26 protein-coding genes and 1 pseudogene are annotated in these 23,463 nt (G+C 43.8%); 8 read left to right on the forward strand and 19 right to left on the reverse strand.

All coding sequences use genetic code 11. The annotated features are described in order from the left end of the window. Positions 1-72: 72 nt before the first annotated feature. From AC4MRV_RS17880 to nrdH, 5 genes are all read right to left on the reverse strand, one after another. Complete coding sequence (locus AC4MRV_RS17880; RefSeq protein ID WP_491188670.1) at positions 73-561, reverse strand: DUF3087 domain-containing protein; 489 nt, start codon at positions 559-561, stop codon at positions 73-75. 228 nt (positions 562-789) lie between these two features. Further along, positions 790-1,761 carry a class 1b ribonucleoside-diphosphate reductase subunit beta gene (gene nrdF, locus AC4MRV_RS17885; RefSeq protein WP_491188671.1) on the reverse strand — a complete coding sequence of 324 codons (972 nt, stop codon included), beginning with the start codon at positions 1,759-1,761 and terminating at the stop codon, positions 790-792. Positions 1,762-1,776: 15 nt separating this feature from the next. Next, complete coding sequence (gene nrdE, locus AC4MRV_RS17890) at positions 1,777-3,909, reverse strand: class 1b ribonucleoside-diphosphate reductase subunit alpha (protein WP_491188672.1); 2,133 nt, start codon at positions 3,907-3,909, stop codon at positions 1,777-1,779. After that, a complete protein-coding gene (nrdI, locus tag AC4MRV_RS17895; RefSeq protein WP_491188673.1) occupies positions 3,902-4,300 on the reverse strand; it encodes a class Ib ribonucleoside-diphosphate reductase assembly flavoprotein NrdI in 399 nt (132 codons plus the stop codon). Before nrdI ends, nrdE begins: the two co-directional genes overlap by 8 nt. Beyond that, the gene (gene nrdH / locus AC4MRV_RS17900) at positions 4,300-4,521 is read right to left on the reverse strand and encodes a glutaredoxin-like protein NrdH (protein ID WP_491188674.1); all 222 of its coding nucleotides are present in this window, start codon (positions 4,519-4,521) and stop codon (positions 4,300-4,302) included. Before nrdH ends, nrdI begins: the two co-directional genes overlap by 1 nt. Positions 4,522-4,705: 184 nt before the next feature. On the opposite strand from nrdH, the gene AC4MRV_RS17905 reads away from it, so the two are divergent. The 7 genes from AC4MRV_RS17905 (at position 4,706) to azu (ending at position 10,767) form a co-directional block, all read left to right on the forward strand. Beyond that, positions 4,706-5,074, forward strand: a complete 369-nt coding sequence (locus tag AC4MRV_RS17905; protein WP_491188675.1) for a HesB/IscA family protein — start codon at positions 4,706-4,708, stop codon at positions 5,072-5,074. A gap of 2 nt (positions 5,075-5,076) precedes the next feature. Then, a complete protein-coding gene (gene sufB, locus AC4MRV_RS17910; protein ID WP_491188676.1) occupies positions 5,077-6,540 on the forward strand; it encodes a Fe-S cluster assembly protein SufB in 1,464 nt (487 codons plus the stop codon). A gap of 4 nt (positions 6,541-6,544) precedes the next feature. Continuing rightward, positions 6,545-7,291, forward strand: a complete 747-nt coding sequence (gene sufC / locus AC4MRV_RS17915) for a Fe-S cluster assembly ATPase SufC (protein WP_491188677.1) — start codon at positions 6,545-6,547, stop codon at positions 7,289-7,291. Beyond that, positions 7,266-8,537: a Fe-S cluster assembly protein SufD gene (gene sufD / locus AC4MRV_RS17920; protein ID WP_491188678.1), complete on the forward strand. Its 1,272-nt coding sequence runs from the start codon at positions 7,266-7,268 to the stop codon at positions 8,535-8,537. The genes sufC and sufD overlap by 26 nt, the downstream gene beginning before the upstream one ends. Then, a complete protein-coding gene (locus AC4MRV_RS17925; RefSeq protein ID WP_491188679.1) occupies positions 8,530-9,762 on the forward strand; it encodes an aminotransferase class V-fold PLP-dependent enzyme in 1,233 nt (410 codons plus the stop codon). The genes sufD and AC4MRV_RS17925 overlap by 8 nt, the downstream gene beginning before the upstream one ends. A gap of 5 nt (positions 9,763-9,767) precedes the next feature. Continuing rightward, the gene (locus AC4MRV_RS17930; protein ID WP_491188680.1) at positions 9,768-10,193 is read left to right on the forward strand and encodes a SufE family protein; all 426 of its coding nucleotides are present in this window, start codon (positions 9,768-9,770) and stop codon (positions 10,191-10,193) included. 121 nt (positions 10,194-10,314) lie between these two features. Further along, a complete protein-coding gene (azu, locus tag AC4MRV_RS17935) occupies positions 10,315-10,767 on the forward strand; it encodes an azurin (protein ID WP_491188681.1) in 453 nt (150 codons plus the stop codon). 166 nt (positions 10,768-10,933) lie between these two features. Here azu and AC4MRV_RS17940 read toward each other — a convergent pair whose 3' ends face one another. The 6 genes from AC4MRV_RS17940 to AC4MRV_RS17965 all read right to left on the reverse strand — a co-directional run bounded on the left by AC4MRV_RS17940 (position 10,934) and on the right by AC4MRV_RS17965 (position 14,703). After that, the gene (locus AC4MRV_RS17940) at positions 10,934-11,668 is read right to left on the reverse strand and encodes a Tim44 domain-containing protein (RefSeq protein ID WP_491188682.1); all 735 of its coding nucleotides are present in this window, start codon (positions 11,666-11,668) and stop codon (positions 10,934-10,936) included. A gap of 173 nt (positions 11,669-11,841) precedes the next feature. Further along, on the reverse strand, positions 11,842-12,234 hold the full coding sequence (locus AC4MRV_RS17945; RefSeq protein ID WP_491188683.1) for a VOC family protein: 393 nt from the start codon (positions 12,232-12,234) through the stop codon (positions 11,842-11,844). Between the two features lie 146 nt (positions 12,235-12,380). Beyond that, the gene (locus tag AC4MRV_RS17950) at positions 12,381-13,151 is read right to left on the reverse strand and encodes a GNAT family N-acetyltransferase (RefSeq protein WP_491188684.1); all 771 of its coding nucleotides are present in this window, start codon (positions 13,149-13,151) and stop codon (positions 12,381-12,383) included. A 156-nt stretch (positions 13,152-13,307) separates the two neighbouring features. Continuing rightward, positions 13,308-13,559, reverse strand: coding sequence for a TIGR03643 family protein (locus AC4MRV_RS17955; protein ID WP_491188685.1), 252 nt, complete (start codon positions 13,557-13,559; stop codon positions 13,308-13,310). A gap of 143 nt (positions 13,560-13,702) precedes the next feature. After that, on the reverse strand, positions 13,703-14,233 hold the full coding sequence (locus tag AC4MRV_RS17960; RefSeq protein WP_491188686.1) for a GNAT family N-acetyltransferase: 531 nt from the start codon (positions 14,231-14,233) through the stop codon (positions 13,703-13,705). A gap of 53 nt (positions 14,234-14,286) precedes the next feature. Then, the gene (locus AC4MRV_RS17965) at positions 14,287-14,703 is read right to left on the reverse strand and encodes a VOC family protein (RefSeq protein WP_491188687.1); all 417 of its coding nucleotides are present in this window, start codon (positions 14,701-14,703) and stop codon (positions 14,287-14,289) included. 254 nt (positions 14,704-14,957) lie between these two features. Here AC4MRV_RS17965 and AC4MRV_RS17970 point away from each other — a divergent pair, with 254 nt between their 5' ends. Beyond that, positions 14,958-15,434: a peroxiredoxin gene (locus AC4MRV_RS17970; protein WP_491188688.1), complete on the forward strand. Its 477-nt coding sequence runs from the start codon at positions 14,958-14,960 to the stop codon at positions 15,432-15,434. A 321-nt stretch (positions 15,435-15,755) separates the two neighbouring features. Here AC4MRV_RS17970 and AC4MRV_RS17975 read toward each other — a convergent pair whose 3' ends face one another. The 8 genes and pseudogenes from AC4MRV_RS17975 to AC4MRV_RS18010 all read right to left on the reverse strand — a co-directional run. Then, positions 15,756-16,301, reverse strand: a complete 546-nt coding sequence (locus AC4MRV_RS17975; RefSeq protein ID WP_491188689.1) for a hypothetical protein — start codon at positions 16,299-16,301, stop codon at positions 15,756-15,758. A 786-nt stretch (positions 16,302-17,087) separates the two neighbouring features. Next, a complete protein-coding gene (locus tag AC4MRV_RS17980) occupies positions 17,088-17,519 on the reverse strand; it encodes a GNAT family N-acetyltransferase (RefSeq protein ID WP_491188690.1) in 432 nt (143 codons plus the stop codon). 832 nt (positions 17,520-18,351) lie between these two features. Continuing rightward, positions 18,352-19,176 (reverse strand): NAD-dependent epimerase/dehydratase family protein, encoded by an 825-nt coding sequence (locus AC4MRV_RS17985; RefSeq protein ID WP_491188691.1) that lies wholly within the window; start codon positions 19,174-19,176, stop codon positions 18,352-18,354. A gap of 32 nt (positions 19,177-19,208) precedes the next feature. Next, positions 19,209-19,691, reverse strand: a complete 483-nt coding sequence (locus tag AC4MRV_RS17990; protein ID WP_491188692.1) for a GNAT family N-acetyltransferase — start codon at positions 19,689-19,691, stop codon at positions 19,209-19,211. Between the two features lie 179 nt (positions 19,692-19,870). Next, positions 19,871-20,872, reverse strand: a complete 1,002-nt coding sequence (locus AC4MRV_RS17995; protein ID WP_491188693.1) for a metal-dependent hydrolase — start codon at positions 20,870-20,872, stop codon at positions 19,871-19,873. 158 nt (positions 20,873-21,030) lie between these two features. Continuing rightward, positions 21,031-21,810 carry a metal ABC transporter permease gene (locus tag AC4MRV_RS18000; RefSeq protein ID WP_491188694.1) on the reverse strand — a complete coding sequence of 260 codons (780 nt, stop codon included), beginning with the start codon at positions 21,808-21,810 and terminating at the stop codon, positions 21,031-21,033. Between the two features lie 2 nt (positions 21,811-21,812). Continuing rightward, a complete protein-coding gene (locus AC4MRV_RS18005; RefSeq protein WP_491188695.1) occupies positions 21,813-22,709 on the reverse strand; it encodes a metal ABC transporter solute-binding protein, Zn/Mn family in 897 nt (298 codons plus the stop codon). Further along, positions 22,699-23,463: pseudogene (locus AC4MRV_RS18010) on the reverse strand (TonB-dependent receptor); the annotation flags it as partial. The gene AC4MRV_RS18005 and the pseudogene AC4MRV_RS18010, both read right to left, overlap by 11 nt.

Consider the following 23,463-nt stretch of genomic DNA (forward strand, 5'->3'; position numbering starts at 1 on the left):
CCTACTTACCCCTTTACACCTCTGGATTTTTGAGATTTAGAGAGAAACATGAAGAGGCAACTTAAGTGTTAGTTAAAATGACTTCAAAATCTCAGAGTGGTAATTGGCAATATCTAACGTCACACCGTGCTCTTCCACCAGCCCATCTAATTTAGCTTGAGCTTTATTCAAGCTATCCATGGTGATGGTGTTATCGTCCAATTGCCACAGCTGGCGGGAGCCGTCGTAGCTAAATTCAGCATTTCCCTGCTCTGCGGCGGCATCAAGCTTTCTCTTCTTACGGTAAATAAGGTTTAACGCCTGCTTAAGCTCCCAAACGTAGACGACTTCATGCATTTTAGGATGTGTTTTAAGCTTAATGAGCGTCATTACCACACCTATTGCGCTGACAATCACGCCAAGTAAGTTCCAGTGGAAATGTGAACCAGACTCTGATGGAAACAGAAAGATAAGCGCTTGAGATATGGTAAGGCTTGATACCGCCAAGACTGCGATACACGCGACAATGACAATGTTTAAACGTGAGCGATATAACTGCTTGTCGATCTTTTGTAATTTCATCAATAGTCCATTGTTTAAGTAGCCTTAACATCGCGTCGGTAGGCTGAAATGAACTGATGATTATACATTTTGCTTGGCCTGATATAAGCGCTAATTTGTTGCAAATAGTGTGGCCTAGCCTGTCTGCAGACCGCTCGCATAAATTGCTAAAGACCTATCTAGGTCTTTAGCTTAACCTCAATCATTCTGGCCGATAAAGAAGGTTTGTTTCCTTAAATAGTCTTGGAGCTAAAAATCCCAGTCCTCATCTTCTGTAGCTACCGCTTTTCCAATCACATAAGACGAGCCTGAACCAGAGAAGAAATCATGGTTCTCATCCGCATTTGGCGACAGCGCCGCCATAATGGCTGGGTTCACCTGACAGAGCTCCTCAGGAAATAAAGGTTCAAATCCGAGATTCATTAGCGCCTTGTTCGCGTTGTAGTGCAAAAAGTGTTTCACGTCTTCTGTCAGACCCACTTGGTCATATAACGATTCTGTGTACTGACTTTCGATTTCATAAAGAGAGAACATTAACGAGTAAGCTTCATCCTTAACCGTTGCTTGCTCTTGCTCTGTCAGCTCATTAAACGCTAGCTGAAACTTGTAGCCGATGTAGTAACCATGAATCGCTTCATCACGGATGATTAAGCGGATCAAGTCCGCAGTATTGGTCAGCTTTGCCCTACTCGACCAATGCATAGGCAGATAAAATCCCGAATAGAACAAAAAGCTTTCAAGAAAGACACTAGCAACTTTTTTCTTGAGCGGATCGCCTTCCACCAAGTAGTCCTCCAGCACTAATTGAGCTTTCTTTTGCAATAGTGGATTCTCTTCTGCCCAACGAAACGCTTCATCAATTTGCGGCGTGGTGCATAAAGTAGAAAAGACAGATGAGTAGCTGCGGGCGTGTACTGCTTCCATAAACGCGATGTTAGTCAACACCGCTTCTTCATGTGGTGTTCTTGCATCGGCCATTAATGCTGGAGCGCCAACAGTATTTTGAATCGTATCGAGCAGAGTTAGGCCGGTAAACACACGAATCGTCAGCGTTTGCTCTTCTTCGGTAAGTTGTTTCCACGTTTGAATATCATTCGACAGTGGCACTTTCTCAGGTAACCAAAAGTTAACCGTGAGTCGATTCCATATCTCGAGATCTTTGTCATCTTGCATTCGATTCCAGTTAATGGCGCGAACAGGTTGGGCGTATGGGGTACTCATGATGTTATTCCTTGTTTACAGCGAGCAAGAGACGCAACCTTCAACTTGCGTTCCTTCAAGCGCTTTTTGGCGCATGCGAATGTAGTAGAGCGTCTTTATCTTCTTCTTCCACGCATAAATTTGCGCTTTGTTGATATCCCGAGTGGTGACTTCGTCACTGAAAAACAGCGTCAACGATAACCCCTGATCAACGTGTTCTGTCGCCGCAGCATAGACATCAATGATCGCTTTTGGGCCGATCTCGTAGGCATCTTTAAAAAACTCTAAGTTATCGTTATTAAGGTATGGTGCTGGGTAGTAAACGCGCCCTATTTTCCCCTCTTTGCGAATCTCAACCTTTGCGGTGACTGGGTGAATAGACGCAGTCGCATCATTGATATAACTAATTGAGCCTGTCGGTGGGATTGCTTGCAAGTTACGATTGTACAAGCCTGAGTCCACCACCTTCGATTGCAGTTGCTGCCACTCATCCACTGAAGGAACGCGCAAATCTAGTCGCTCAAACAGTGCCTTTACGGTATCTGTCTTAGGAGAGTAGTCTTGCTGTAAATACTTAGTGAAAAACTCACCTGTCGCATATTGGGACTGTTCAAAGCCGACAAAGACTTGCTGCTTTTCTTGGGCCAACTTGTTTGAGGCAGCTAGGCAATGGAACAAAGTCGCAGCGAAGTAAGCACTCGTAAAATCAATCGCTTCTTCACTGTCATAATGAATTTGCTCTCTGGCTAAAAAGCCGTGCAGATTCATTTGGCCTAAGCCGATGGCATGGCTTTCGTCGTTTCCTTTACGAATCGACGGTACACTATCAATGGCACTCATTTCAGACACGGCATTCAAGGCACGAATCGAGACTTCTACAGTGTGAGCTAAATGACCACCGTCTAGCGCCTTGGCTATGTTTACCGACCCTAGGTTACAAGAAATATCTCGTCCTAGATGGGCATAGCTTAAATCATCATTAAACTGCGAAGCATCGTTGACCTGCAATATCTCAGAGCAAAGGTTCGACATATTAATCCGCCCTTCAATCGGATTCGCAGCGTTGACAGTATCTTCAAACATGATGTAAGGATAACCAGACTCAAACTGGATTTCGGCAAGGGTTTGGAACAACCCACGAGCAGGGATTTTGTTTTTGCGGATACGCGGGTCATCCACCATTTCATAGTATTTTTCGCTGATGCTGATCTCGGAGAAAGGCACACCATAGACACGTTCGACATCGTGTGGCGAGAACAAATACATATCTTTATTCTGCTTTGCTAGCTCTAAGGTAATGTCCGGAATCACCACGCCTAAGCTGAGCGTTTTAATACGGATTTTCTCATCCGCATTTTCTCTTTTGGTGTCAAGAAATTGCATAATATCGGGATGGTGAGCATTCAAATACACCGCACCAGCGCCTTGCCTAGCACCTAACTGGTTGGCATAAGAAAAGCTGTCTTCAAGCAGTTTCATCACCGGCACTACACCTGAACTTTGGTTCAAAATTCCTTTAATCGGGGCTCCTTGTTCACGCAAGTTACTTAGCAGGAGCGCAACCCCGCCACCACGACGTGACAACTGCAACGAAGAGTTTATCGCACGGCCAATGCTCTCCATATTGTCTTCGATACGCAGTAAAAAGCAGGAAATGAGTTCACCACGACTCTTCTTACCCGAGTTAATAAAGGTCGGCGTCGCTGGCTGAAAACGTTGAGAAATGATCTCTTGCATGAGATCGATAGCGAACTCTTTATCACCACGAGCAAGTGTCAATGCGGTCATAACCACACGGTCTTCAAATCGTTCTAAATATCGTTTGCCGTCACGTGTTTTTAACGCATAGGAGGTGAAAAATTTATACGCGCCGAGGAAGGTACGAAAGCGGAATTTTACTTGATAAGCGCGATCCCATATCTGATGCAAGAAATCCCTATCGTATTGGTCTAGAACTTCTTTTTCGTAGTAACCCTCATTGACTAGGTAATCGAGTTTTTCACCTAAGTTATGGAAGAAAACCGTATTTTGATTGACATGTTGTAAGAAAAATTGCCGAGCAGCTTGTCTGTCTGCCTCTAACTGAATACTGCCTTGTTCATCTAGCAGGTTAAGCATGGCATTGAGCGCGTGGTAGTCCAATGCCTCAGTGTTGAATTGGTTATCCATGATGTTTCCAAAATTGTTCTAACCCTTGCTGCACGGCTTGAACATCGTGCTGGGTTCCCGAAAGTTCGAATCGATAAAGCACAGGGACCTGGCATTTATTCGCTATTATTTTTCCAGCTTGAGCAAACAACTTGCCAAAGTTTCGATTTCCCGACGCAATCACTCCTTTAAGATGGCCACGATTCTCAGGCTGATTAAGTACTTTGATCACCGATTTCGGTACTGCGCCACGCCCTTCCCCATCTGCGTATGTTGGGCATACCAAAACATAAGGTTGACCGATAAGCGGAGCAGGATCCTTTTCGCTGATAGGAAGCCGAATGGCGTCAACGTCTAGCCTTTCGACGAATCGCTGCGTGTTACCCGATGCGCTGGAATAATAAACAATCATTAGGCGAGCTGGCTGATCATGTCCGGACGAAAACCAGACCAATGTTTAGCACCAGCGACCACAACAGGGGCTTGTCGATAGCCCAGAGATTGCACCGATTCCATTGCAGAGTTATCGAGCGTTAGATCAATCACTTTGTGTGCAATTCCTTTGGTTTCAAGAGCTCTTACGGTTGCGTTGCACTGAACACATTGGGGCTTGGAGTATACGATGACGTCCATATTTCATTACCTTTACTTAAATTTGTAATGATAACCATTATCAATTACATCTACATATAGTATTCGAGCCGACCCACTTGTCAATATGTAGTAACAAAAACCATTTACCACACTAAATTCATGGTTGATAATGAAATGATAATCAATATCATTCAGGAATATTTTCGAACAAAAGGAATTTTTGATGAGTATTCCAAGTTCAGATTCTAATCAAATATCGATTCACGATATGGAGTGGCAGGGTGTGACGCTCTCAGAGAGTGCGGCTCAAAGAGTGGCAATGCTAACCCAGCAAGGTCAATTTTTTCACCTCAGCGTCAAACCGTCAGGTTGCACGGGATTCGCCTACAAGGTGCAACTCATTGAACAGATCGGGTGCGATGATTTGAAATTTGAATCACACGATATCCCCTTTTACGTCGCATTGAGTGCAATGCCAATGCTCGATGGCACTGAACTGGACTATGTCCAACAAGGCCTTAACAGCAATTTCGTCTACAACAACCCCAATGTTAAAAACCTTTGTGGTTGTGGCGAAAGCTTTGGAGTTTGATCATGTGTGCCGTTGAAACACAGCCCGAAGTTGAAGAACTATTTCAAAACAGCAATTACAAAGAAGGGTTTTACACCCAGCTTTCCTCTGACACCCTCTCTAAAGGCATCAACGAGCAGGTAGTTAGAGCAATATCCGCCAAACGTAACGAACCGCTATGGATGCTGGAATTTAGGCTAGATGCCTTTAAAAAGTGGCAAAAAATGGAAGAGCCACATTGGCTAAAAGCCGACTACCCTAACCTCGATTATCAAGATTACAGTTATTATTCGGCACCAAGCTGCGCTAGTTGTGACTCCAGCTGTTCCGACGATGGCTCTAATGAGTACCTAACCAAAGAGGTTGAAACAGCATTCGAGCAACTTGGTGTACCAGTCAGGGAAGGAGCTGAAGTCGCGGTAGATGCCATTTTTGATTCTGTCTCTGTCACAACGACTTACAAGAACGAGTTAAATGAGTTGGGCATCATTTTTTGTTCGTTTAGTGAAGCTATTCAAGAGCACCCACAGTTGGTTCAGCAATATTTAGGCACGGTCGTTCCACCTGAAGATAATTTTTTTGCCGCTTTAAATGCGGCGGTCGCCTCTGATGGGACGTTTGTTTACATCCCTAAAGGTGTTCACTGTCCCAGAGAGCTATCGACCTACTTTAGAATCAACCAAGCAAAAACAGGTCAGTTTGAACGTACCATTTTAATCGCCGACGAGGACGCTTATGTCAGCTATATCGAAGGCTGCTCAGCGCCGATGCGCGATAGTTACCAACTCCATGCTGCGGTGGTTGAAGTCATCATTCATGATCGCGCAGAAGTGAAATATTCCACTGTACAAAACTGGTTCTCTGGCGAAGAGCATAGCCAAGGTGGCATCTTAAACTTCGTCACCAAGCGCGCGGTGTGCGAAGGCAATTACAGTAAGATGTCTTGGACTCAATCTGAAACGGGCTCAGCCATCACCTGGAAATACCCTAGTGTCATTCTAAAAGGAGATTACTCGGTTGGAGAATTTTTCTCTGTTGCGCTAACAAACGGAGTTCAACAGGCCGATACGGGTACCAAGATGGTCCATATAGGTAAACACACGCGTTCTACCATTATTTCTAAAGGTATCTCTGCAGGTAAAAGTGAGAACAGTTACCGGGGCTTAGTCAAGATCTTGCCTAATGCCGAAGGCGCCAGAAATTTCACCCAGTGTGATTCAATGCTAATTGGCACTCAATGTGGCGCTCATACCTTCCCTTACATCGAAGTGAAAAATCCAACGGCACATGTAGAACACGAAGCGACCACTTCTCGAATCGGTGAAGATCAATTGTTTTACTGTGTACAACGAGGCATCAGCGAAGACGATGCCATTTCGATGATCGTAAATGGATTTTGCAAAGACGTATTTTCTGAACTTCCGCTTGAGTTTGCAGTAGAAGCACAAAAGCTGCTTTCAATTAGCCTTGAGCATAGCGTGGGATAAATCAATGCTAGAAATTAAAGATCTGCACGTGAGTGTAGAAGACAATCCAATTTTAAAAGGCATTAGCCTCTCGATTAAGCCGGGCGAAGTGCACGCGATTATGGGGCCAAACGGCTCCGGAAAGAGCACCCTTTCTTCAACGCTGGCAGGTAAAGACGACTACGAAGTCGACTCCGGACAGATCTTATTTAAAAACAAAGATTTGACTGAGCTTGAACCAGAGGAACGTGCAGGCGAAGGTGTTTTCCTTGCATTCCAATATCCGGTAGAAATTCCTGGTGTCAGCAACAAGATGTTTCTGAATACCGCTTTAAATGCAGTTCGCGATTATCGAGGCGAGCCTCCACTAGACCGTTTTGACTTTGAAGATTTGCTAGAAGAAAAAGCCTCCTTGTTAAAAATGCCTACAGATCTCCTCAACCGCTCAGTGAATGACGGCTTTTCCGGTGGCGAGAAAAAGCGCAACGACATTCTGCAAATGGCGGTGCTATCTCCTGATCTCTGCATTCTGGATGAAACTGACTCCGGCCTTGATATAGATGCACTGAAAGCCGTCTCCTCAGGTGTGAATGCGCTGCAAGATGGAAAGCGCGCTTTTATTTTGGTTACCCACTACCAACGAATCCTTAACTACATCAAACCTGACTATGTGCACGTTTTATATAAGGGAAAAATCGTTAAGTCTGGCGACCACACGCTGGCCCATGAGTTAGAGGAGAAAGGCTATGAGTGGATTACTGGTGAAGAGTAATTGTCTCGCAGTAGATACGTTGCAGCACTTAGTGCAAGATCACGATTGGCAACAAAATCAATTTGTTAAAGCGCAGTCTACGGGGTGGCCAACCTCCAAAGACGAAGGCTGGAAATACACCCCTCTCGATAGCTTCTATTCGCTGCCATTGCAATCTGCTGCCCTTCAATCAGCAGAAAACATTTCTTATGAGGGACTCAGCTTGGGTATTGATGCCTATAGGTTGGTGTTCTTTGACGGTCATTTTTCCGCAAGGTGCTCTGACTGGATCCCTAAAGTACGGGTTACCCCGCTTAATGTCCTCACCTCAGTCGAAACATATGAGCTATCACATTCTGTGAGGCCTGACGCTTTCACTTACCTAAATGATGCTACGGCCTCAGGGGGTGTGTTGATTGAGGTTGAACCCAATACGCAAGTGACGAAGCCCATTTACTTGCTGCATATTAGTTCAGGACAAAAGGGCGATGTCTGTAGTTATCGCCATCACATTGAGATGGGGCCTTTATCTGAGCTAGAAGTGATCGAACACCATATTTCTCTTGAGCAAGGTGGTGGTGTCACGCTGTCACGATTGACAAGCTATATCGGTGAAGGCGCACATTACCTCCATACTAAACTGCTGGAAGAGTCCAAGCAGCAGCACCACTTTGGTCATAACGATATTCGCGTACAAAGAGATGCCAAGGCCAGTTCGACCACTATTTCGCTGTCTGGCTTGTTAATTCGTCACCAAACCAGCTCTGAGCTTTGCGGCGAAAATGGTGAGTTAGCAATGAATAGCGTCTCAATGCCAACTGAGAAACAAACTTTCGACACTCGCACTTTCCTAAAGCACTATGCGCCCCATTGCCGAAGCGAGCAAATACATAAGATTATTGGCCGGGATGAAGGCAATGCCGTGTTCGACGGTATGATTCATGTTGACCCAGTTGCCCTTAAAACCGATGGACAAATGGACACACACAGTTTGCTACTCAGCGACAAAGCGCAAGTGAACTGCAAACCTCAGTTAGAAATTTATGCCGATGATGTAAAGTGCAGCCACGGTGCAACCACTGGTCAGCTAGACAAAAATCAAATTGATTATATGCGTGCTAGAGGCATCAACCGAAACAAGGCAGAACAGATGTTAACGTCAGCTTTCGTTTATGAGGTTGCCGATGAAATACGCCACCCTAGCCTGCGAAACTACATCAAATCAAAACTTGCAAGCTCACTACATAAAGAGACCGACCATGGTTAGTTTAGAGTCAATTGTCAGCCCTTGGGCCAATGATTTTCCCGCACTCAAAACCGAGGTGTATGGCAAGCCATTGGTGTATCTAGACACAGCGGCTACAGCGCAAACTCCTACGTCTGTCATTGAGAGAATGACACAGTTTTATCAGCGCGACTATGCCAGCGTTCATCGCGGGGCTCATTACCTAAGCAGTAAGGCAACCGAAGATATGGAGCTCGTGCGTACTCAAGTGTCCGATTTTATTGGTGCACAAGAAGCGAACAATATCGTTTTCACCAAAGGCACCACAGAAGCCATCAACTTGGTTGCGAATAGTTATCTAAGGCCAAAAGTAACACCAGACGATGAGATCATTGTCACTGATATGGAGCATCATGCGAACTTAGTCCCTTGGCAGTTATTGTCTGACCTATGCGGAGTAAAGATTCGTGTATGGGAGGTAAACAATCAAGGACAACTCGATCTCGCTGAGCTAAAGAAGTTGCTCAACAAGAAAACACGATTAGTTGCACTCACTCATGTTTCAAATGTTCTTGGACAAGTTAATCCAGTAAAAGAAGTGGTAGAAATTGCCCACGAATCAAAAGTACCGGTGCTTATTGATGGCGCGCAAGCGGTTATGCACCAGCAGATCGATGTTACTGCCCTCGACTGCGACTTTTATACCTTTTCAGCCCACAAACTTTATGGTCCCACTGGCACCGGAGTGTTATATGCAAAATCCCAGCACCTAAATAGCATGGTACCTTGGGAAGGCGGTGGTGCAATGATTGATCAAGTGACATTGCCAATCGGAACCTCCTACGGGCAAGTACCATGGAAGTTTGAGGCTGGAACACCAAACATTGCAGGCATTTTGGGCCTTGGCACAGCCATCGAATACATTGAAACAGTTGGCCTCGATAACATCGCCGCTCATGAGGCTCTGCTAATGAACTATATGGAGCAGTCACTTGCGGATGTACCTAACATTGAAATTTATGGCAATGATGTCAATCGTAATGGCCTGATCTCGTTCAATCTAAAAGGTCATCACTCATTCGACGTCGGATCGTTTTTAGATAGATATGGAATCGCCATTCGCACTGGTCACCACTGTGCTATGCCTCTGGTTAAGAAACTTGGCCAAAGCTCGGTATGTCGTGCATCGATTGGCATGTACAGTAATTCAAATGATGTTGATCGACTGTGTCAGGGTTTGCAGCGTATCAATCAGCTATTAAGGTGAACGCCATGACACCAGAACAAATACTGAAAAATTTTAATCGTTGCGTCGATTGGGAGGAAAGGTACTTGTACTTGATCGAGCTTGGCGAACGCTTACCACCCTATCCTAGTAACAAATTGACTGATGATTACATTGTGTCAGGTTGCCAGAGCCAAGTCTGGGTTTATATGTCTCGCTCAGACCAAGGACTCATCAATATACAAGCCACCAGCGACTCCTCGATAGTCAAAGGCTTACTGTCGTTGCTCACCATTGCCTATGATCAACAACCGCTGAATCACGTATTAAGTTTTGATATTCAAGCGTGGTTTGAATCGCTCGATCTAAGAGCTCACCTTACGCCAGGGCGAACTCAAGGTTTAGATTCGATAATTAAATGGGTAATCACTCAAACTTCAAAAGATAAAAACATTCTAGAATTCAACGAATAATGTAATTTTGAATACAATTCTCGTGGAGCGCACACTTTTTACTTTGACACTAAGTAATAATGAGAATTGTTTAATAACTAAATTAATCATCCTCAATACGTTAAACATGGAGAATATAAGTATGTCATTACGTTTTCTCACTGCCACTCTAGCACTTGCAGTTATGAGCTTTGGTGCCAACGCTACCACCGAATGTGAAGTATCTGTTGATGCCAACGATATGATGCAATTTTCGGCTAGCACGTTGAGTGTTCCAGCAACCTGTAAAGACGTCACATTGACTTTGAATCACACGGGTAAACTGCCTGCACAGTCTATGGGCCATAACGTCGTCATTACAGATACGGCATTAGTGCAAGCTGTAGGCACAGAAGGGATGTCAGCGGGCGCGGCCAATAATTACGTCAAGCCAAATGACGAACGCGTTTACGCTGCAACCAAAGTGATTGGTGGTGGAGAATCAACGACGATCACCTTCAGTACAGAGAAACTTAAAGCTGGTGGCGACTACACCTTTTTCTGCTCATTTCCTGGCCATTGGGCAATCATGAAAGGGAAATTCGAGTTTAAGTAGCAATAGATCGGGAGGCTTACGCCTCCCATTTTTTAAGGGCTAAGAAATCAGTCACTTGATTTAGCAGAATTGGTGCGAAATCACGCCGGGTTAAGTGGTGAGCAACGCACAAAAATAAGCACATGGTAAAAACACCACAGACTGTGAGCCACTGATAAATGCTTTGTTAGGCTCTCAGGTCACTTACAACCGTAGTTTCAATCTTGGGTAAATACTTGGCTTCTTTGGCATAATCTACGGACATCGAACTACTTTCAATGTTAGAGACTTTCCAAACACCATCAATCAAGGTCAAAGTCCATATTGTTTCGACATCTTTGAACTTTTTGCTCCCTTCGACTATTTTGCCTGTTTCTTTAACTTTTAGGTAATCTTGAGTTTCACCGGTAATGGCAACCACGACCATAGAGCCTTCATGTTCTGCAGATTGATTCCTATGAACAAATAGTAGTGGTTTAATTTGGGACAAATGGGTTACCTTGCATACATTAACTAACCCTTGTTTTTTCCAATTATCAAGGTGTACTTGTTGCTGATTTTGCCAATACCAATCTGTCATCCAGTCAGAAACAGTAGATAAGTCTTCACTCTCCCAACCTGAATGTACTCGATAAAAACAATCCTTGGCTCTTTCTTGTACTTTTAACCACTCAAACAATTCACTGTAGCCAGCCATAAATCTTAGATCTTTTCTAGCTCGTCTCTCAGCTAATTTCTCCTTGCAGAGGTAGTAAACTATCCAGGGTGAAAAAAAGGTTAATATACATAGCATTACTACCTTTCCCCAGAATGTCTCAGACAATGCGCTTGCAATTACCCCTCCAGGTCCAGCAAATGCGGGTTCCGCCACAGCTAAACATGTAACAACAATAGCAGACAAATAAATCACTAATTTACTCATTAAACTTCCTTGTATTCTCTTTGGCCCTAACATCGCATTAAGTAGTGAACAGCATCAGCAACCCTGCCTAAACCATTGTGCCGTAAACACTGAGTCCGGTTCAGACTGAAAGTGCCAAGCGTTATTAATCCGTCTTGATCGCCTTGTTAGGCTCCGAACTCAACAGGTTCACCTTATTCACAGCGGTACATCCCACAAATTTTATGTCCATCGGGATCCAAGAAATAACACAGATGCTTTTTGCCGGTAGAGTTATCACGCAAACCTGGCGGAGCTTCGATACTAGTAGCGCCGTTCGCTATCGCAGCAGAATGTAACTCTTTGACTTGCTCTGGTGAGTTACAAGCAAACCCAATAGTTGAACCATTAGCTGCAAGTGCTGGCTCACCATTTATAGGTTCCGTAACACAAAACACTGACCCATTATGAACATAGAACAGCCGTTTCTGACCTGTGTCGTTTACGTTATGTATTGGCCTATTAATACCTAATACAGCCAAAACAGAGTTATAAAAACGTTCTGCATTTTCTATGTCATCGGTCCCTATCATAATATGGCTAAACATCTCGATATCCTTTTAATAACTCAATGACGATTCAATTATTGAGATTTGATTGATGAAAAATGCGTTAAGGTATGACCGGCGCTTGGTTATGCTTAAGAGAAGCGAAAACGTCAAGCGTTGCCAATCACTCTTACATGCCGATATTTCTAGTCTTTACACCATACACTTCGCACACCGACACTACAGAAACCTAGTGATTTGCAATTCTTACTACTAGTACTGTTTGGCATTACATCCGTTAAAAGCACCTGTACTCCCAAAGACATTGCATCTGAAATTCGAGCTCGCAGCAAAGCAGTTTGACACCCATTTGAACGATAGTTCTCTTGGGTATACGCATTGGCTAGTATTGCAAATTCATTCTCGATAAAGCTCGTTGCCCAAGCACACGGCTCACCATTTATTTTTGCGACATAGCAGCGAAATGTATCAGTACAATAAAGTGAGCGTTTCTTCTCCCAGATTTCATTCGAACACTCTAAACCTGATGTTTTAAGTAAGGTTAGAAACGCGTCGACATTATCATGAGTCCATCGTTCAACTGTGACTTTGTCAGAGGCTTCTTCAAGCGCTAGGTAGTTTGCCGCCTTTAATTCGAGAAACTCATGCTCATAAGCTGGTGCGAACTCACGGTCTGATAACCATGTGTTCAACTTATTGGTTATTGCCTGTGGTTCGATAGCAATTTCTGGGGAGAAGCCATGTTTATACAAACTCAGATGGCCCTCTAAGTCTTCTGTAGTACAAACACCATGAATGACTATCTGGTTATCATACTTACGTGTTTTGTCTACAAAAACTGAGCACCCTTCAAAAGCAGACGAGAAAAGTTCACTTTCTAAATCGGTGGAAAGAGTTCGCTCATTATTAAATTGAAAGTAAGAGCGATATACGTCTTTGACTCTTTTATCTTGCATCGTTCCCTCGATATTGAATGAGATATAACGCCGCTTTATTGTGTGAGCAGCGCGGTCACCTAACCTAAACTATTGTGCCGTAAACACTTAGACCAATACAAACCCAAAATGCCAAGCGTTGCGAATCCGCTCAAATTGCCTGATAGGAGTAGTCCTCTAGCGTTGCTTATACTGAGTTGGGCAATAGCCTCTAGCGACATCTGGACTTCGTAGATGCTTATGCTTTGTGTTACGGCCTGAAACTCGTTCACGCCATAATTTAAAGCTACTTGATTTGAGACGCCTACGCATAAACTGAATAACGTCAGATTCACTCAAGCCAAATTGAAATTCGATCGCTTCAAAGGGAGTGCGATCTTCCCATGCCATCTCGATGATTCTAGACTCAGATTCCAACGTCAGTTCCATTTCAAATTACCTATTTTAAAAACGAAACTTCTACGTTTAAATCTGTGTCTTAGTTCAAAAGGCTGCAAAACACCTAACGCCCTGTTTAGGTGTGAGCAACGCTAACCAACGAACCTAGCTCATTGTGCCATGAACACTTAAGCTCACTTAAACTGAACTCGTTCAGCGTTGTGAATCCGGCTTGAACGCCTCGTTAGCATTTGGTATCGAGCAACATCGAAACCCAACATTTCTTGTCTGTCTACAAAGTCAAACCCGCTACGTTCATAAAACGCTCTTAAGCGGCCTCTATCACCATGACAATCACAGCGAACCCAAATACATCCACGCTCTTCAGCCAATTGCCGTATTGCAGTTAATGCTTGCGAACCAAAACCTTTGGAGTTGAATGCATTGCCAATTGCAAACTTATGAAAAAACAGGCTTCCCTTTGTATCCGTGTCTGTCCAAAAATCATCAAAATCAAAACTAATAAACACGCAACCTATAGTGTGGTGCCCAGACTTTAATAGGAACAAGTTTTCGATAGCGTAGTTGCTTTTCAATGCCTTCACTGACACTTGTTCATGAGTCCACAAGGGTAGCCCTTTTTCGTTACAACGCTCTACCGTTTGAGCTAAAAAGTCGGATGCAATATTCCAATGCTCATCTGTAGATGCTTTGACTAATTCCATTACTCCTCCTGAGAATGCTAAGCGTTGGGACCTGTCTTAAACGATGTGTTATGTTACCTTTTGGCCATTGGATGGTCTGGGTTTAGTTCAAGTAGATCCCATAAGTTTCCATACAAATCCTCAAACACTGCTACCGTTCCATAGTCTTGTTCTGTTGGCTCGCGAACGAAAATAATACCAATAGATTTCATACGCTCAAAGTCACGCCAGAAATCATCAGTATTTAGAAACAGAAATACTCGACCACCTGTTTGGTTTCCAATGAAGTCATGCTGTTCAGGCTTCGATGCTTTAGCAAGCAATAGAGTAACACCATGAGAGTTAGGCGGAGCTACAACCACCCAACGTTTATCTTGCTCTGGTTGGTAGGTATCTTCAATAAGCTCAAATTTGAGTTTGTTTACGTAAAAATCAACAGCTTCATCGTAGTCTTTTACAACCAAGGCTATATGGACAATGTTCTGTTTCATAGTATTCCTTATTGAAGATTTCGGGCCAGTAGAATAACGCCCAATTAAGGTGTTAACAACGCTACCACCTAACCCGAACCATTTTGCAACAAACACAAAGCTAAAGTGAAGTGAAAGCGCCAAGCGTTGTGATTCATTCTTAAATTTATTGTTATGTGTTTTTTAAGTACCCACATACCCTTATTTTCTGTAGGTGGTCCCTTCTTGCTTTGGCCGCTAAACTGTTCATGGCAAATAAAACAAGGAATGCAAACATGATCCAGAAAGGCCAAGCAATACCAACCGCCGCACTCAGCGAACTAAGCGCTGAAGGAATGGTAACCCACAACACAGATGAACTTTTTGCAAACAAGCGAGTCGTTCTTTTCGCTGTCCCAGGAGCATTTACTCCAACCTGTTCGGAAGCTCATTTGCCTGGGTACGTGGTACTAGCTGACGAAATTAAAGCAAAAGGCGTCGATATCATTGCGTGCGTTTCAGTTAATGATGCTTTTGTAATGCAGGCGTGGGGAGAAGCGCAAAATGCCACGGAAATTATGATGTTGGCCGATGGTGATGCGAGCTTCACCAAAGCTCTAGGACTGGAAATGGATACGGCGACATTCGGTGGAGTTCGTTCACAGCGATATGCAATGGTTATCGAAAATGGTGTAGTGACACATTTATATGTCGAGGAGCCTAAGCAATTTGAGGCTAGCAAAGCCGAGACCATTCTAGCTGCTCTAAAGTAACCTTTAAGAGCCATGAGGGTTCAGAGTAACCTATTCTGAACCCTTTAGTCGCGGATATACATAACGCTGCGTTAAGTAGTGAGTAACGCCAACAACCAAACCTAAACCATTATAATTAAGCACTAAAACCGATTTTAACTCAAGTCGCCAAGCGTTGGGAATTTGCCTTAAACATTTTGTTAGATTATTTCACCCATCGTTCATTCTTACAGGTATACGGTCCGATCTTTGTACCTTCTGGATAAACTTTACCATTATAAATGCAGTCTGAATATGAATGCGTAGCAAAAAACAGACTAAGAACTAATACTAAAACTCTCATCATATTCCCCTCATAAATTCATCAGCAAACTTCTGACCTTTTAGTGCAGCTATAGCAGTAATTTCTATACCATTTGATGTAATTCCAAGTTGCATCGCTACATCTTTACTCAACCAAATTTGGCTACTTTCTTCAGTACAAGGGAAAGCAGAAGCTTTATATTGAACCATTTTCTGTTGGTCTTGGTGTGTTAATAAGACAAATCTATGTACTAATTTAGACTCAGAACATACTGCAACACTGGTAATGTCTGTAGATATCTTTGCCGTTAATTTTTGAGGTTCTGAATCATCACCATTATTGACTGAAGAAATAAAAACCAAAATAGCTAAGAATGTGTTTAAGTACATGTATTTATTAATAGAGCTCACAATATTAACATCTGATTGTTCTTTTTTTTGCTCAGAATTTAACAGCCTAAATGCCATCAATGAGAGTAAAAAAATTAAGCCAATTAAGCCCTGTTTAATTATATCCAGTGCACTGGATATACTTGTAAAATCTTGTTGTGAAAATGTAGTTAATACCCCACTAAGCTCGTCCATAATTTCCCTCGGCTATAAGCAACTGATGTAGAAAGCGTAGACTTTTGAAACATTTTAGAATGTGTTATTTTTGATACAATCTAATCTAACGCCCTGTTTAGGGGTGAGCAACGCAATACAAAAGCCACCGCATTCCACCTTAAACACTAAAATCAACGCATAGTAAAAATGCCACGCGTTGCGAATCCCTCTTAAACAGATTGTTATGTACGTAGTTTAAAATGAACTCCTGAGCTTTCAAACTCTATGTTCCCAAAACGACCTACAACCTTGAAATATGATTGGTTCTTTTCAAAGTAGTCGATGTTTCCATAGTCTTTTGAACCGTCAAGGTCTATGGTCAGCTGTATATCATTTTGATTCAAGAGCCCATTAATACTCAAAACGCCGTCAAAAAGAAGGGATCTCAAACGATAGCAAGTATACTCACCTATTTTTGGAGCTTCATAATATTTAGACTCAGGCCAGATGCTAAACTCTAGTTCAATTTCAAGAGTTTGATCATTGTAGTGCTAACCCAAAACAAATGAATCCTGAAGCTCTACACCTACGAGAAAATCCATATTTTTCTCTAAGTACATAACGCCCTGTTAAGGTGTGAGCAACGCAATACCGAAGCCGCCGCATACCACCTTAAACACTAAAACCAACGCATAATAAAAATGCCACGCGTTGCGAATCACTCTTAAACAGTTTGTTATGTGATTTTTTCGCCGCATACGGAAACGCCCAAAGTTATTAGCCTTGGGCGTTTCTTCTGACAAACTGGTTACGATAAACCGAGCTTTAAAGTGTCATATGCAGAATTGGAAAAGGTTTTCCCATATCATCAAGCGGCGAGCGAGAAACAACTTTGAACCCCATATGCTCGTAGAAACCTACCGCTTGCGGGTTTTGTTCGTTTACATCGACTTTGGTTACGCCTAACTGCTCTAATGCGTATTGCAGTAGCACCTTACCAACACCTTGCCCTCTTGCCTCGTTTAAGATGAACAGCATTTCAACCTTTGAGTCGTGGATACCCACGAAACCTAAAATTGAACCACTTTCATTTTTCACACATCTTAACGTGACAGCAGGAAAAGCCTGCTCAATGATAATTGGTTTAAAAAACTCAATATCTTCTTCTGTTATGAAGTCATGAGTTGCTCGGACTGAATTTTCCCAAACACTAAGCATTTCTGCGTAATTTTCAGGAAGCACATTTTCTACAATCATCGTATTTTCTCTAAAGTTGACTGAAATTCATGTGCAGCCGCGAGCGGGCATTTTAGCCCCAAAGGGTATGAATTGTCCACCAATCACATAACACTTATTAGCCGACTAATCGTCGTCTTTTTGTTTTGACATATTGCACTCTTAGCCATAAAGCTTCAATTGGTAATCAATAGGTTAAAGCCACTTGAAAAGATTACTATAGTGCAAAAAGTCGCTTATATAAGGGGGCACTAAGCTATCAACTCAATCAGATAAATTTGAGTAACATTAATTAGGCCAATCTAACAACTATTTGAATAAACAGCTAAAAGTATTATGGCTTTGTACGCTCTACATATCAGGAGTGCCATAGATTGGGCGGCCGTCAATACAATCGCCCCTACCCTGTAAATTCCACAGAATGCCAAATACACCTTCTCTTAGTTTCTTGGCTCAATAACGCTAACGGTAGATTTCCCGCACAGTATGAATCGTATCTATGCTCAAAGACATAGCTACTTTCAAGCACAGTTATACCGCCTCATAGATCCAAAGGTAACCTTAATAGCTGCGGTTGCAACAAGCCGTAGAGTATCCATCTCCAGTAGACATAGCTGTCATTTTTTGCTGAATAAATGTCCCGCCTTATACGGTAATCTAACCCTGACTTTTGTTACTTTGACGAAGCTCTGGACATATGTCCTATTCACTTTTCGGGGATACTAGCGATAGAACTCTCACTACAAGTAAACCGCGGTAACAAACCGACTAATATGCTCATCGATATGCTGCACTTCAAAGACGATATTAGACGCTTACCAATGGACTTATCCAAATCATCTAGGTTTGGAGTTTACACATGGTAGCTTTGTATATAATCGCGAATCGCCTCGGTTGTCTTAAACAATGGACTAATTGGAAGGTGTAGATTCAGCTTCTCTATATCTGCCACAGAAGATCCATTCTTTGCCTCAAATTCCGCCCAATCCAGTTTATCTACTTTCTGTATCACATTTGACGCGAGTAAAAGCTGGGCAAACTCTTCTGGGCTATACCCCTTTTCTTCGGCTATAAAATGTTGCGCATTAGAGTAGTCTTCTTGCGCCAGCAACAAATAGAATTTCGCGATATCATTGACATGTATATATTGATTGAAGCCTTGGGCTGGCACCGCGACCTGCAACGCGCCGTCAGAGCGAGACTCGATAATTCGCTGCAGTTGGCAATGTTCACCACCGTAGACCAAACTGGGGCAATAAACCACTTGCCAACCACGCCCAAGAATCCGGTTTATTGTTACTGCATCTAGCTTTACCACCTCAAAAGGTTTCAGCCTGAAATGCCTTAAGTCTTCGTTAGACGCGTGACCAAATAGCCAAACACCCGATGTATGAATCTTAGTGGCACTAGGAGCAGCTAGCCGGTCAAGCCGCTTAAGCAATTTACCTTCTAAATCTGCAATTTCTTCAGGAGAGAACTCAGACCAATGTGGACGAGCACAGTTCACCACAACATCAAAGTACCCTTCAAAGTAAGACGTATTACCGATAAAACACCCTGACTGAGAGATACCATCTTGCTCCCTGGAATAGGTAAACACTTCAAAGCAACTTTCAACAAATAGTTCTTTTACATGACGGCCAATATAGCCATTAGATCCTGCTATCAGTACTTTCATTCTTTCCTTAAACTCGATACTAAATTTAACACTCAGCTATCTGCAGAGCCTTTGTAAACCAACCATTTTTCCAACTCTTCGCCCTCATCATCAACAGTCATTCCTTGGAAAACAAACCCGTTAGCTTTTACAACATTAAGCGAAGCAAGGTTTGTCGATGAGATCAACGCAACGACACGCTCTACAGAACTCGAGCTAAACGCAATTTGGCAAATCTGCTTAACGGCTGATTTTGCGAATCCGCGCCCTTGCTGCTCTGGCGATACATTGTAACCAATCTCAATATCCCCACCTTTAGGTTCACTTTTAAAACCGCAAAACCCAACAACACGACCCTGGCTCACCATCATTAAAGGCAATGCCCACTGCTCTGGTTTTCCATTTTGAATCTGTTCTGCAGAACGCGCTAATACATGCATAGGAGGAATTGAACCCATGCAAAACTCTATATCCATGATTGTGGTTTCTGTTATCAGTTGCTCAAGCTGATGAGTGCTTAACTGCTGTAGTTCCATTAACCTTCCTTTGATTGACGCAGAATGCTTGGCGAGACCGCGAATAATAAACGTCAGCCATTGTGCCGTAAGCTGCAACGTTAATTCAAACCGAAAGTTGTAAAAGTAATGAGATCATCCTTTCAATTCAGTTACTTAAACTCTGAGTTCAAACTAAGTGCCTATTGAACATTCACAACTCACTGCCCCTGTAGCATGTCTATAAATAGGGCTCTGGTTTGCGGTGAATTATCTCGGTGAGTAGTGTATCCCACGTGGGCGTTTTCACTTGCGGTTGGAGAAAGTTGAATTCCCCATAATGCTTGAAGTCGATTTGGCACAATTGAATAGCGAACATCAATAATCTTGCGCTTATCGTTTGGATCTTGCGCAAGATAGCCATTGGAAAACAAACGGAAACGTTTAATATCTAGAGCCTGTTGCGAGCGTAAATCAAGCCAAGGAAAAGCCGTTGTTAAATTGAGTTTCGGCGTCGATTCACCTGGGTATGTCTTTATTGACTGCCCAGCCCTTACCGCGTCAACGTAAAAACTGTCGTCCGTTTCGTAGACAACTTTCCAAAGCAGAATATTAGCAAAGCTCGGTTTAGCGAAAAGTCGTAAAGGTTCGTGTTGGCGCTCGTTCGCGATCTGCCAGCCCACAGCCTCTGCTCTCTCTTTCTGATACAAACCTAATGTTGAGTAAAGTACAGCCCAGAGCAGAGCGGTTCGCGCCAGCCAAACGCTGCGCCTCCATACACCTACGGTAATGAGGATCAAAATCGGCACTGTGAAGAGCGGAGCAATCACAGGCAACACATTCCCAGCATAACGAGCATCGGAGAACGGCCAAAGCAATTGAGTGCCATAACTCGTGCAGGCGTCAAGCAACCCGTGAGTCGCAAAACCTAGTGCGCAATACAGCCAACTCTGCTTAAACGAAAGCTGATACTTTTTTCCCAGCAGAGGGTGTAAAACTAACGCACAAATAAAGCTACCAAAGGGAATAAAAAACAGAGAGTGGGTGAATTGTCGGTGAAAGTGCAAAAACAACAATGGGTCACGCGATGAACGAATCAGGACATCTAAATCAGGGGCCATACCCGCGAGTAAACCTAGCGATCCAGCCACAACGAAATGCTGCTTTTTGACCACAGACTGCGGCAGTGCGGCACCAAGTAAACCTTGTGTTATTGGATCCATAATTCACTCATCAATTCACACAGCCCATCACTGACACATTTGAACTTGATGGGTGTTGGTCATTACAAGCGTAGACGCGTAGCTCCAATATGGGTAGCTACGCGTTCAAACCTTGAGTAACTCAACTCATTGATTATTTGAAAATATAGAATAAGCCACTAATCAGTGACTGGTTGATGAGTGCGCTTTGCGACCTTGGGCGACACCATGATGGCATAGACAAAACCAGTGACAGCCATACATAACACCACACAAGGGCCCACAGGGTAATCGAGAATGAGCGAAGCATAGAATCCGCCAATTCCTCCCACCATCCCAACGGTTACAGCCCCAAGCCACATTGGGCGGTGATTCAGTTTGACTACAGCGAGTGCCGGAATGATTAGACTGGCAAACTCCAGATACACTCCAAGGCTCATCACTAGTGGCGGAACCGCAATCGCAAACAGTATGTAAAAGCTGCGCCCACTCAACCAGTTATCTCGCCAAATCTGGATCGCGACTAAAGCCAAGGCGACCGTAAGTACTGGTATAACATCACCGAATCCACTCCAAAGTAGGCGACCATTGATTAACGACGCGATCATCTCTTTGCCATGAGGGTTATGACTTACGAGTAGCACCGCTAAACACGCCGCTAAAACGTAAAGCAACCCTATGAGTGCTTCTAGATGCTGATTCACCCTTTGTTCCAGTTTGCTCAATAGCAATGCCGCGGGCACGGTTAATAGCCATGAGGCGAGCAATTTAGAGCTAAGTGCAACACTTGTGTGTCCAACCGATAGCTCAACAGCCAACACACCTAAAGCGGCAATCTGCGCCATAGCGAGATCAATAAATATTACCCCGCGCTTTAACACTTGCCGACCTAAAATAATGTTTGCAACCAGAGCGCATAAACCGACTAAAACAGGAGCAATAAGCCAAGAGTATTCCACGCTTAGTTCCTTACTAAACCAAGTAATTGAGCAATACTGTCATCGACTAATGCCGCTAACGTATCAGTGTTAGGGCGACCACCAACACTCTGAGCAAGCTCTGCAACGGGTAAACCCGTGCGTTCAGAGAGCCATTTGGTCGCTTCTGTCGGTTGGTGACTCGAATAGACAATACCTTGGGCGTCTTTACGGGTTATTGAGCTCAATGAATTCAAATGTGCGACCGTTGGCGGTAATCCCGGCTTAGGCTCTAAATCGGCAACTTGCTTAATACCAAGCCACGCGAAAAGGTAGCGATGAGTTTGATGGTAGCCAACCAAGTTTACGCCCTTGAGTTGAGCTGACACAGATTGCCAGCGCACGACATGTTTGCGCCAATCTGCACGAAATTTAACCCCATTTCCTTTGTACAATACTTGATTGCTTGGATCGATTTTTACCAAACGCTCCACCAAGGCCCTAGAAATTGCTGGCATATCGGCTATCGCAAACTGAACGTGAGGATTGCCATGAGCGTGAACATCTCCCATAGAGCGGTCAACGCGGTCATGGGTATCTAGCATCTTGACGTAGTCCGTTACCCAAAACATACCATCTTCGCCATTTTGAACTTTGCTATTTCGACTCTGGCGCTGCAGCTCTGGTAGCCAACCAATCTCAAGCTCTGCGCCAGAGCACACCACCAAATCCGCTTTGCGCATCTTGGAAATGAGCGAAGGCCGTGCTTGTATATAGTGAGGATCTTGCATGGCCGTTGTTGCCGAATACACCTCGGCATTTGGCGCATGTTGTTTGACCAGCGCCGCCCAATCGGGTTGGCAGGTAAACACACTTAAACTTGCATTAGCTGTGAAGGAAACCGCGAGCAACCCCGCTGTAATATAAAGTTTAGAAAGCATGAGCAGGATGCGCTCCAAATGACATAATGTACTGGACGGTAAAGATGGTTTGAGATTGCTCGCTTAGCTGCTCATGGGTAACTTGAGTGCGCACTCGGCCAAAATGAGAGCCATGCCAATCCAATGCAATGTCCGCTTCTTGGATATCAGACGTTGTCAGCTCACCATGATGATGATCAATATGCCAATGAACTTCACCTGTCACCGCATTCATCTCCCCATAGCGACCACTGATCGTCCAGTTTGGCGTAAACTGATAAGCCAATTCCGCGTACCAGCCAAACGCTTGGTCGTCAGCGTTTGGAATCGACTCCATTTGCTCATCATAACGGTCGTTAATCAGCCACGCTTCTGCCGTTGCACGCAGATTTTCTTGCTTGTAATTTCCCTCAGGTGCCCACTTCCATGTTATATCGATGCCGTGTAACCATTTGCCTGTTACTGTTGGCCCATGTGAGTGCCCGTGGTCGCCGTGATCATGACTGGAATGGTCATGGCCAGAGTGATCGTGAGAAGAGCCCGAAGAATCTTCACCAGCGAAACCAAGTCCATTCGCGTTATACATTGTGCTCAAGCCAAGTCGCCAGCTGTTAGACTCATCAACATCGTCGCCAATTTGTAGATTTGCGGTGTACACGCCAACAGTTGCAGGATCACTGTAACCAACATCCCACCCTTTACCGCTGAACATTTCAACACTGGCTGCTACGAATGTTTCCGTCGGCGCTAACCAAGAAAGCTGAGCCCCATCATC

It is taken from the genome of Vibrio sp. (genome assembly GCF_984391705.1).